Genomic DNA, 10,619 nt, shown 5'->3' with positions numbered 1-10,619 from the left:
GCGCAGGCGTTAAGCTGGCACAACGATCCAACAAAACGGGCCCGGCAAAGAGGCCCAAACCAACCAAGGGAGACTGAAATGAAGATGAAATCACTGGTGATGGCGGCCTCGGTCGCGGCATTGGCGGCAGGCGGCGCATGGGCCGAAGAGGGCAAGGTGAAGGTCGGCATGATCACAACGCTTTCGGGCGGCGGCGCGGGCCTTGGCATCGACGTGCGCGACGGGTTCCTGCTGGCCACCAAGATGGCCGGGAACGAGAACCTTGAGGTCGTGGTCGAGGACGACCAGCGCAAGCCCGAGATCGCGGTTCAGCTGGCCGACAAGATGATCCAGTCCGAGAAGGTCGACGTCATGACCGGCATCATCTGGTCCAACCTTGCCATGGCTGTGGTGCCGGCGGCGACGGCGCAGGGCAAGTTCTACCTCTCGCCCAACGCCGGACCCTCCGCGCTGGCGGGCAAGGGCTGCAACCCGCTTTACTTCAACGTGGCATGGCAGAACGACAACCTGCATGAGGCCGCGGGCGCCTATGCGAACGACGCGGGCTACGCGAACACTTTCATGCTGGCGCCGAACTATCCGGCGGGCAAGGACGCGTTGACCGGATACAAACGCACCTATGAGGGCGAAGCGGCGGGCGAGGTCTATACCGATCTGGGCCAGACCGACTACGCCGCCGAGATCGCGCAGATCCGCGCCTCGGGCGCCGACAGCGTGTTCTTCTTCCTGCCCGGCGGCATGGGGATTTCCTTCCTCAAGCAATACGCCAATTCGGGCGTGGAACTGCCCGTGGTGGGGCCCGCCTTCAGCTTTGATCAGGGCATCCTTCAGGCCGTGGGCGAAGCCGCTGTTGGGATCAAGAACACCAGCCAGTGGAACAAGGATCTCGACAACGCGGCCAACAAGACCTTTGTCGAAGCCTTTCAGGAGGAATACGACCGTCTGCCCTCGCTCTACGCAAGCCAAGGCTATGACACCGCGAACCTGCTGCTGAGCGCGATGGAGAAGGCCGATGTGTCGGATGCCGAGGCCTTTGGCGCGGCGCTGAAAGAGGCTGATTTTGACAGCGTGCGGGGCAAATTCTCGTTTGGTAACAACAACCACCCGATCCAAGACTACTACGTGCGCGAAGTGGTCAAGGAGGGCGATGTCTATACCAACAAGCTCATCGGCCCCTCGCTGACCGATCACGCTGACGCCTACGCGGCTGACTGCAAGATGTAATCCCGCGCGGCCCCGGCGCTGACTTCGGTCGCCCGGGGCCGACAAACCAACGCTTTCACGCCGGGCTTCGTCCGGCGCGCCGGGAGGCTTTGCCAAATGTCATTCATCCTGCTCGTCGAACAGGTGCTGAACGGGGTCCAATCCGGGGTCATGTTGTTTCTCATGGCCGCCGGGCTCACGCTCATCTTCGGGGTCATGGGGTTGATCAACCTCGCCCATGGTTCGCTCTACATGGTTGGCGCCTTTGCCGCCGCGGCGGTGGCGGCGGCCACCGGGTCCTTCCTTCTGGCGCTGGTGGCCGCACTTGCCGCTGCCGCATTGGCGGGCTGTCTGATCGAGATGACGGTGATCCGCCGCCTGTACGACCGTGACCACCTCGATCAGGTTCTGGCGACCTTCGCGCTGATCCTGATCTTTTCCGAGGGCACGCGGTTCTTCTTTGGCTCCTTCCCGCTGTTTCTCGACATTCCCGCCGCGCTGGCGGGGCCGGTGACGCTGCCGGGCGGCATCCAGTATCCGCTTTACCGCCTCGTCATCATCGGCGTGGGCCTTGCCATCGCCGCCGGTCTCTTCCTGCTGATCGCCCGCACGCGCATCGGCATCCAGATCCGCGCGGGCGAGGCCGACCGCGAGATGATCGCGGCGCTCGGCGTCGATATCGCCAAGCTCTACACGCTGGTCTTCGCGCTCGGGGCCGCCCTTGCGGGGCTTGCCGGAGCGTTGGTGGGCGCGATCCAGTCGGTGCAAGTGGGCATGGGCGAGCCGGTGCTGATCCTTGCCTTCGTGGTGATCGTCATTGGTGGCATCGGCTCGATCAAGGGCGCACTGATCGGCGCGCTGCTGGTGGGGCTGACGGATACGCTGGGCTCGGTCCTGCTGCCGCTCATCTTTGCCAATTTCATGGAGGCCTCGGCGGCCACTTCCGTCGGCTCCTCGCTCGCTTCCATGTCAATCTACATTCTCATGGCGGGGGTTCTTCTGTTCAAACCCACCGGCCTGTTTGGGGAGGCCTGAGCCATGATGCGCGAAACACTTGTAAACGTCTTTCTCTTCCTGCTCCTGCCGGTCACGGCGCTGGCGGCCTTCGCGCTGGACGAGCCTTTCATCATCACGCTGGCCACCAAGGCTGCGATCCTCGCCCTTGCCGGCGTGGGGCTGAACATCGCGCTTGGTCTGGGCGGGCTGGTGAGCTTCGGTCACGCGGCATTCTTCGGTCTTGGCGGCTATGCCATGGGCATCCTTGCCGCCCATGCGCAGAGCTACACGCCGATCATGGGGAGCCCTTTCCTGATCGAGGGCACCAAGTCGATGCCCATCATCTGGCTTGTGGCGATCGTGGTCTCCGCGCTGGCGGCACTGCTGATCGGGGCGCTGTCTTTGCGTACCTCGGGCGTCTATTTCATCATGGTCACGCTCGCCTTTGGGCAGATGCTTTTCTACTTCTCGATCTCCTGGCCGGCCTATGGCGGCGAGGACGGGCTGTCGATCTATGTGCGCAACGGCTTTCCGGGGCTGAACACGCTCGATCCGCTGACCTTCTTTGCCATCGCCTTCGCCGTGCTGGCGCTGGTGCTGCTCATGGCGGGACGTCTGGCGCGCGCGCCCTTTGGCTTGGCACTCTCGGCAGCACGCCAGAATGCCGAGCGGGTCGAGGCCGTGGGCCTCGCACCTTTCCGGCTGCGGCTGGTGGCCTTTGTCATCTCGGGCGCGGTGACGGGGCTTGCGGGCGCGCTTTTTGCCGATCTCAACCGTTTCGTCAGCCCGACGATGTTCTCGTGGCACACCTCTGGCGAGATCATGGTCTTCGTGATCCTCGGCGGGGTGGGGCGGCTCTTTGGCCCGGTGGCCGGGGCGGCGCTGTTTATCTTGCTGGAGCATGTCTTAGGCGGGTTGTCGGAGTTCTGGCACATCTACCTCGGCTTTCTGCTGCTGATGGTGGTGCTCTTTGCCCGGGGCGGCATGATCGGCCTCGTCGCCGGACGGGAGGTGGCCCATGACTGAACAGATGACTGATGTGCTTTTGGACGTGCGCAACCTGCACAAGAGCTTCGGCGCCTTGAAGGCCACGGATGATGTCTCCATCACCCTGCGCCCGGGCGAGATCCATGCGCTCATCGGCCCCAACGGGGCGGGCAAGTCGACGCTGATCAAGCAGATCGCGGGCGGGCTGCGCTCGGACAGTGGCTCGGTGCATTTCGCGGGGCAGGACGTGACGCCGCTCAGCACCGTGCAGCGGGCGCGGGCCGGGCTGGGGCGGACCTTTCAGATCTCCTCGTTGGCGATGGAGTACACGGTGCTGCAAAACGCGGTGCTGGGCGCGCTTGGCCAATCGGGCCGGGTGATGCGTTTCTTCGCCCCGGTGATGCGGCAGGCGGCGTTGCGGGCCGAGGCGATGCGCGCGCTGGAACTGGTGGGGCTGGCCGATCACGCGGCCAAGCGCACCTCGGACCTGTCGCACGGCCAACGCCGCCAGCTTGAGGTCGCGGTAGCGCTCACTTTGCGGCCCAAGGTCTTCCTGATGGACGAACCGATGGCCGGGCTTGGCGCAAGTGGCTCGCGCGAGATGACTGGCTTTCTCGACGGCCTTCGGGCCGAGGCGCCGATCCTGCTGGTGGAACATGACATGGACGCGGTCTTTGCGCTTGCCGATCGCATTTCGGTGCTGGTTTACGGGCGCATCATCGCCAGCGGCACGGCGGCGGAAATCAAGGCCGACCCACAGGTCCGCGTGGCCTATCTGGGCGAGGAGGACGCGGCATGAGCCTGCTGGAACTGAAAGACATCACTGCCTCCTACGGGCCGACGCAGGCACTTTTCGGCGTCGATCTGGCGCTGGAGGCGGGCGAGGTCTGTGCGCTGATGGGGCGCAACGGGATGGGCAAATCATCGACCATCAAGGTGATCTGCCGGATGCTGAAACACGACGGCGGCAGCCTGCGCCTGAATGGGCGCGACATTGCGGGGCTGCCGTCGTTTCGCGCTGCACAGGCCGGCGTGGGGCTGGTGCCCGAGGGGCGGCGCTGTTTCGCGACGCTGACGGTGCATGAAAACCTCATCGCCGCCGCGCGCCCCGGCCCGTGGGACGAGGCGCGGGTGGTCAAGCTCTTCCCCCGCTTGGGCGAACGGCGGGATCAGGCGGCAGGCTCACTCTCGGGTGGGGAGCAGCAGATGCTGGCGATTGGCCGCGCGCTGATGACCAACCCGCAACTCCTGCTGTTGGATGAGGCGACCGAGGGGCTGGCCCCGGTGGTGCGTCAAGAGATCTGGGCCGCCGTGGCCGAGCTGAAGCGCGACAGCGGTCTGGCGCTTCTGGTGGTGGACAAATCCCTCGCCGAGCTGCGGCGCGTGGCCGATCACGCCGTCATCCTCGAACGGGGCCGCTCGGTCTGGGCCGGTCCGATGCCCGCGCTCGATACTCAAATCGCCGACCAATTCCTCGGCGTGTGACTGTTAACAAAAAGGAACACGACATGTCGCATCAAATCATTCAGCCCGAAGGCTGGGCCCCCGCGAAAGGCTATGCAAATGGCGTGCTGAGCGCGGATGGTCATCTGTTCGTCGGCGGTCAGATCGGCTGGACCGCCGAGCAGAAGTTTGAATGCCACGATTTCATCGGCCAGATGAAACAGGCGCTGCAAAACATCCGCGACGTGGTCGAAGCCGCCGGCGGCACGCCCGAGGATATCACCCGGCTGACGTGGTATGTCACGGATAAGAAAGAATATCTCGCTGCGCAAAAGGACGTGGGCCGGGCCTATCGCGAGGTCATGGGCAAGCATTTCCCAGCCATGGCGATGGTGGTCGTCGCCGGTCTGGTCGAAGATGAGGCCAAGCTTGAGATCGAAGCCGACGCGGTGATCGCGCGCTAAGCCAAGCCGCCGTCGGGGTCACCCCCGGCGGCGCAGCACCGGAAGGGCCGCCGAAAAGGCCGAGGAAAGCGCAAAGAGACCCGCCGCGATGCTGACGATGCTGGGCCCCGTGGGCGTGTCGAACTCTAGCGAGGCCAGCAGCCCCCCGAGGGCCGCTACCGCGCCCAGACCCATGGCCCAAAAAGCCATGGTTTCCGGCGTGCGGGCAAAGGGGCGGGCAGTGGCGGCGGGGATGATCAGCATCGCCGCGATCAGCAACGCGCCGACCACTTTGATCGCCACCGCCACCATAATCGCCAGCGCCAGCGTCAGGATCAACTGCTCGCGCCGGGGATTGCCGCCTGCGGCCTGTGCCAGATCGGGGTTCAGCGTCGCCGCCAACAGCGCCGACCAGCGCCACGCCAGCAACAGCGCCACCGCGACGGCTCCACCCCAGATCACGCCAAGGTCAAAGCGCGTGACGGCAAGGATCTCACCAAAAAGGTAAGACGACAGATCGACTCGCTGCCCCGGCAGCAGGGACACGGCCACCAAACCAAGCGCCAGCGCGGAATGGGCCATCACGCCCAAAAGCGCGTCGGCGCTGACATTGCGGCCCGAAAGCGTACTGATCACCAGCGCCATGACAAGGGCCACCAGAAGCACGCCCGCGGTGATCGGCAGATCGGTTGCCAGCGCCAGCGCCACGCCCAAGAGGGCGGCATGGCTGGTGGCATCGCCGAAATAGGCCATGCGGCGCCAGATCACGAAACAGCCCAAAGGGGCGGCGGCCAGCGCTACGCCAAGGCCCGCGAGGGCGGCGCGCAGAATGAAATCGTCAAGCATTCTCAATCTCTTGGTGGTGGCCGTCACAGGCGGCGCCGTGATGGTGGTGGTGATGGTCGTGATCGTGCCGGTAGAGCGCCAGCGCCCCCTGGGTGCCGCTGCCAAAGAGGGCGCGGTATTCGGGCGCTTCGGAGACCGTCTCGGGCGTGCCTTCGCAGCAGACATGGCCGTTGAGGCAGAGCACTCGGTCGCTGGCCGCCATGACGACATGCAGATCATGGCTAACCATCAGCACGGCGCAGCCGAGGTCTTTGCGCACGGCTTCGATCTGGCGGTAAAAGGCGGCGGAGCCGGGCTGGTCCAGCCCCTGCGTCGCCTCGTCGAGGATCAGCAGATCGGGCCTTTCCAGCAGGGCGCGGGCCAGCAGCACGCGTTGGAATTGCCCGCCCGACAGGTCGACCATCTGCCGCTCTGCCAGTTCCGGCACGCCAGCGGTGGCCAGCGCGCCGCGGATCGCTTCGGGCTTTTGGCGGCGGGGCAGGTTGATGAAACGGCGCACGGTGAGCGGCAGGGTCGCGTCGATCTGCAATTTTTGCGGCACATAGCCGATGCGCAGCCCCGGTTTGCGGGTGATCTTGCCCGCAGCCGGTTTCAGCGCGCCGATCAGCGCGCGCAGCAGGCTGGATTTGCCCGACCCGTTGGGGCCGACGATGGTGACGATCTCACCAGCGTCGATATTGAAGTTCACGTCGCGCAGGGCGATCTGACCGTCGTGGCGCAGGGTCAGGCCGCGCGTATTGATCAGGCTCATGCACCGGGCTCCTGACAGGCGGGGCAGAGGCCCTCGGCCTCGACCACGCTGCGCTCGATGCGGAACCCGGCAGCGCGGGCGGCATCGCCAAGGCGGCTTTTGTTCGGGGTTGTATCGGCCTCCGCCACCGAGCGGCAGCTGCGACAGATCAGAAAGGCGGGCGCGTGATCCTCGCCCGGGTGCACGCAGCCAACATAGGCGTTGAGCGCTTCGATTTTATGGGCGAGCCCGGCTTTCACCAGAAAATCCAAGGCGCGATAGGCCACGGGGGGCTGCGCGCCCAGCCCCTCGGCTGACAGGCGGGCGAGCAGGTCATAGGCGCCCAAGGCGCGGTGTTCCGACAGCAGGATCTCCAGCGCGCGGCGGCGCACCGGGGTCAGCCGCAGCCCGCGTTCGGCGCATTGCGCTTCGGCCACCTGCATGGTGCTCCGCACGCAGGCGGCGTGGTCATGATCACTGAATCCTATGGGGCGCATGGGGAACCTCAATTCGTTTCGGTATTGATATGTTATAACAGCGGTGTTAGCAAGGTGATACTATAACATTTTGAAGGTCTGCCATGTATCGTTTCACGCTCCCCGCCACCGTTCTCGCCGCTGCCGCGTCGCCGCTTTGGGCGGATGTCCCCGCCGTTGCGACAGATATCGCCCCGGTGCATGGGCTGGTGTCGCAGGTGATGGAAGGGGTCGGCACGCCCGACCTCATCGTGCCGCCGCGCAGCTCGCCCCATGGGTATGCCATGCGCCCCTCCGAGGCACGCGCGCTGAGCGGAGCCGATCTGGTCGTCTGGGTCGGCCCGTCGCTGACCCCATGGCTGGCCGATCCGCTGCAATCGCTGGCCAGCAGCGCCAGCCATCTGGCCTTGATGGAGCAGCCCGGCACGCGGGTTCTGGCCTTCCGCGAAGGGGCGACCTTTGAGCCGCATAGCCACGGTGACGAGGGGCATGAGGGTCACGAGGGCGATGATCACGCCGAGGAAGGGCATGACCACGACGCGCATGGGCATGATGACCACGGCCACGAGGGGCATGACCACGAAGAGCATGGTCACGAGGAGCATGACGAAGAGCATGACCACGGCGACCACGATCACGAGGCGCATGACCACGAGGAGCACGACCACCGGGATCATGACGATCACGGACATGGCGAGAAGGATCACGACAACCACGGGGATCATGACCATCACGGACATGGCGAGAAGGATCACGACGACCACGGCCATGAAGGTCACGATCACGCCCATGACGGCGACGATCCCCACGTCTGGCTCGACCCGCGCAACGGGCAGCTTTGGCTGGGCCAGATCGCCGAGGCGCTGGCGGAGCTAGACCCCGAGAATGCCGCGCAATATCGTGAGAACGCCGAGGCCGCTCAGGCCGAGCTTGCGGTCTTGGAGGAAGACATCGCCGAGACCCTCGCCCCGGTCAAAGACCGCCCCTTCATCGTTTTCCATGACGCCTACCACTATTTCGAAGCGCGTTTCGACATCGAAGCCCGTGGTGCCATCAGCGAGAATGACGCCCGCGCCCCGGGGGCTGCGCGTGTGGCAGAGCTGCGCGACCTAGTGGCCGAGAGCGGCGCGAAATGCGTCTTTGCCGAGCCACAGTTCAACCCCGGCCTGATTGCCGCCGTGACCGAAGGGCAGGAGACCGGGACCGGCACGCTCGACCCGATCGGCGCGGATCTGGAACTGGGTGTTTCTTTCTACCCCGATCTGCTGCGCGGCATGGCGCAGAGCATGTCTGACTGCCTGTCGGATTGATTTAGGCGCTGGCTAATAGAAGCAGCCCAATAAAAAGTGGTGCAGCCGGGGAAGCTGCACCACATCTTACATGCTAAAATAACTTTTGTAGAATTCTGATCAGACGGCGATTTTACCGCCGCCTTCTTTGGTAATGACGACCACCGCAGGGCGCGGGGGCATCTTAGGGTCGAAGTCGGGCCAACGGGTGGCCGGGTCTTCGAAGGTGCTTTCCCGCTCGAAACCGGGGATGTCCTTGGTGCCATCCGTCCCCGGGTGCTGCACCGCAACGAAGAGCGTCTCGCCATCCTCGGTGAAGTAAGGGCCGCACATCTCACCGCCCACGGGGCAGCGGAAGAACAGCTTCGAGGTGCCGCGCGCCTCGCCTTCGGTCTCAACCGCATAAAGCCCATCGGATTTGCCGGTCTTGCCCCAGCTGCTGCCCTGATCGGTGCTGATCCAGAGGCGCCCGTCGGCATCCATCGCGGCATTGTCGGGGCTGCCGAACCAGCCGTTCTCCGATGTCTCAGGGTTCCACTGGGCGCCGACTTCGGCCACCTTTGGGTCACCGCATTGCACGAGGATCGACCATGTGCCGCTGGTGGCGGCGTGGTCGGCATTCGCTTCCTTGATTTCGATGATATGGCCAAAGCTGCTTTCCGGGCGCGGGTTGGCGGCGTTGGTGTCGCCCTGCTTGCGCTTGGTGTTGTTGGTCAGCAGGATATAGGCCGTGCCATCGCCGCGCGGCTGCGCGTCTTCGGGGCGGTCCATCGGGGTGGCGCCCAGCAGGTCGGCGGCCAGACGGGTGTCGATCATCACGTCGCCTTGGTCGTTAAAGCCGTTCTCGGCGGTCAGCGGCCCGGTGCCATGCACCAGCGGCAGCCAGTTGATCGTGCCGTCCTCTTCGAACCGCGCGACATATAGCGTGCCATCGTCCAGCAGAGTGCCATTGGCCGCCGGATCATCGGAAACGGTCCCGGCGGAGACGTATTTGTATTGATAATCAAAGCGGTTGTCGTCGCCCATATAGACCACGAGCTTGCCATCTTTGCTGACCGTGGTCTCGGCGCCCTCATGGCGGAAACGGCCCAGAGCGGTGCGTTTGACGGGGGGTGAGGTCGGGTCCATCGGGTCAACCTCGACCACCCAGCCGAATTTATTGGGCATGTTCGGCTCGGCGTCCACGTTGAAACGGTCGTGTTTCTGACCCCAAGCGTACCACATGCCCGGCACGCCGTAACGGTCCCAAGATTTCTCTTCCGCGGCACCGGTGATGTCGGGCTTGCCATCGGCATCCAGTTTGTCGGTCCAGAAATAGCCGTGGAAGTTTTCTTCGGCCATCAGCCATGTGCCCCAAGGGGTCAGCCCGCCCGCGCAGTTGTTAAGCGTGCCGATGACCTTGGTGCCGCTGGGGTCGTCGTTCGTCTTCATCCGCGCGTGACCGGCGGCGGGGCCGCTCAGCGTCATCGCGGTGTCGAGCGGGGTGATGCGGCGGTTCATCTTGCCGTCGCGCACCACCTGCCATTTGCCCGCCGCGTCGCGGGCGATCTCGACGACCGAGCCGCCGTGGGCCGCCATTTCGATGTCGATCAACTCAGGCGTCATGCCTTTGAAGTTCACTTTGTCCTGACGGCCGAGACCGGGGAACATGACCTCTTCGTTTGTGTATTCGTGGTTCACGCAGAGCAGCCCACGGCTGCCATCGTCGTTCAGGGGCACGAAGCCGACATAGTCGTTGTTATAGCCGAACTGTTTCGACTGCGCCGCGGCGGTCTGGTTCATCACGTCGAATTCCGGCGCATCGGCGGTGATCGGGTCGCCCCACCGTAGCAGGATCTGCGCGTCATAGCCGGGGGCGACGTGGTGGGTTTCGTCATTGCCCCATGCCAGCTCGTCAAAGACATAGCGGCTTTCGGCGGCGCGGGCCTTGGACGGGGCGATGGCGGCGGCACTGCCGAAAAGGGCGGTGGTGGCCGAAACCCCAAGCATCCCGCGCAGGATGTCGCGGCGGCCATAGCGGGCGTTGATCACATCGCCGATGGTGCGCGACAGGTTCGCGTTGGTGGGGATGTCATCAAAGGCTTCAAAGGCTTCGGCCTTGTTGCCGATGGCGGGGTCGTTGAGAATCTCGCGGCGGGTCATCATGCTTCCTTAGGTGACTTGGCTGGCCTCCATTTGCATCATGACTGTCACGGTTTTATGACGC

General features: G+C 64.6%; 11 protein-coding genes. 7 read left to right on the top strand and 4 right to left on the bottom strand.

Features of this window, described 5'->3' with window-relative positions; translation table 11 throughout:
* Nucleotides 1-78 precede the first annotated feature (78 nt).
* The 6 genes from ACGYKA_RS03510 (at nucleotide 79) to ACGYKA_RS03485 (ending at nucleotide 5,093) form a co-directional block, all read left to right on the top strand.
* Nucleotides 79-1,224, top strand: a complete 1,146-nt coding sequence (locus ACGYKA_RS03510; RefSeq protein ID WP_209218724.1) for an ABC transporter substrate-binding protein — start codon at nucleotides 79-81, stop codon at nucleotides 1,222-1,224.
* A gap of 96 nt (nucleotides 1,225-1,320) precedes the next feature.
* Nucleotides 1,321-2,238, top strand: a complete 918-nt coding sequence (locus tag ACGYKA_RS03505; RefSeq protein ID WP_394412707.1) for a branched-chain amino acid ABC transporter permease — start codon at nucleotides 1,321-1,323, stop codon at nucleotides 2,236-2,238.
* Between the two features lie 3 nt (nucleotides 2,239-2,241).
* Complete coding sequence (locus tag ACGYKA_RS03500) at nucleotides 2,242-3,225, top strand: branched-chain amino acid ABC transporter permease (RefSeq protein ID WP_394412704.1); 984 nt, start codon at nucleotides 2,242-2,244, stop codon at nucleotides 3,223-3,225.
* A gap of 4 nt (nucleotides 3,226-3,229) precedes the next feature.
* Nucleotides 3,230-3,985 carry an ABC transporter ATP-binding protein gene (locus ACGYKA_RS03495; protein ID WP_271689954.1) on the top strand — a complete coding sequence of 252 codons (756 nt, stop codon included), beginning with the start codon at nucleotides 3,230-3,232 and terminating at the stop codon, nucleotides 3,983-3,985.
* A complete protein-coding gene (locus tag ACGYKA_RS03490) occupies nucleotides 3,982-4,671 on the top strand; it encodes an ABC transporter ATP-binding protein (RefSeq protein ID WP_209218726.1) in 690 nt (229 codons plus the stop codon). Before ACGYKA_RS03495 ends, ACGYKA_RS03490 begins: the two co-directional genes overlap by 4 nt.
* Nucleotides 4,672-4,694: 23 nt before the next feature.
* Entirely contained in the window at nucleotides 4,695-5,093 is a 399-nt protein-coding gene (locus ACGYKA_RS03485; protein ID WP_067267516.1) for a RidA family protein, read from the top strand.
* Nucleotides 5,094-5,111: 18 nt separating this feature from the next.
* Here the strand turns inward: ACGYKA_RS03485 and ACGYKA_RS03480 are convergent, their stop codons facing one another.
* Genes ACGYKA_RS03480 through ACGYKA_RS03470 form a run of 3 tightly spaced genes read right to left on the bottom strand, consistent with a single transcriptional unit; the run spans nucleotide 5,112 to nucleotide 7,145 of the window.
* Nucleotides 5,112-5,918 carry a metal ABC transporter permease gene (locus tag ACGYKA_RS03480; protein ID WP_394408482.1) on the bottom strand — a complete coding sequence of 269 codons (807 nt, stop codon included), beginning with the start codon at nucleotides 5,916-5,918 and terminating at the stop codon, nucleotides 5,112-5,114.
* On the bottom strand, nucleotides 5,911-6,669 hold the full coding sequence (locus ACGYKA_RS03475) for a metal ABC transporter ATP-binding protein (protein ID WP_394412701.1): 759 nt from the start codon (nucleotides 6,667-6,669) through the stop codon (nucleotides 5,911-5,913). Before ACGYKA_RS03475 ends, ACGYKA_RS03480 begins: the two co-directional genes overlap by 8 nt.
* Complete coding sequence (locus ACGYKA_RS03470; protein WP_067267520.1) at nucleotides 6,666-7,145, bottom strand: Fur family transcriptional regulator; 480 nt, start codon at nucleotides 7,143-7,145, stop codon at nucleotides 6,666-6,668. Before ACGYKA_RS03470 ends, ACGYKA_RS03475 begins: the two co-directional genes overlap by 4 nt.
* An 83-nt stretch (nucleotides 7,146-7,228) precedes the next feature.
* Here ACGYKA_RS03470 and ACGYKA_RS03465 point away from each other — a divergent pair, with 83 nt between their 5' ends.
* Nucleotides 7,229-8,434, top strand: coding sequence for a zinc ABC transporter substrate-binding protein (locus tag ACGYKA_RS03465; protein ID WP_394412698.1), 1,206 nt, complete (start codon nucleotides 7,229-7,231; stop codon nucleotides 8,432-8,434).
* Between the two features lie 99 nt (nucleotides 8,435-8,533).
* Here the strand turns inward: ACGYKA_RS03465 and ACGYKA_RS03460 are convergent, their stop codons facing one another.
* Nucleotides 8,534-10,555, bottom strand: coding sequence for a PhoX family protein (locus tag ACGYKA_RS03460; RefSeq protein ID WP_394412696.1), 2,022 nt, complete (start codon nucleotides 10,553-10,555; stop codon nucleotides 8,534-8,536).
* Nucleotides 10,556-10,619: the final 64 nt, after the last annotated feature.

The organism is Sulfitobacter sp. 1A15106 (genome assembly GCF_043556995.1).
In the GTDB taxonomy this organism is placed as follows: domain Bacteria; phylum Pseudomonadota; class Alphaproteobacteria; order Rhodobacterales; family Rhodobacteraceae; genus Sulfitobacter; species Sulfitobacter faviae.
This window is presented reverse-complemented; position numbering and strand designations above follow the sequence as displayed.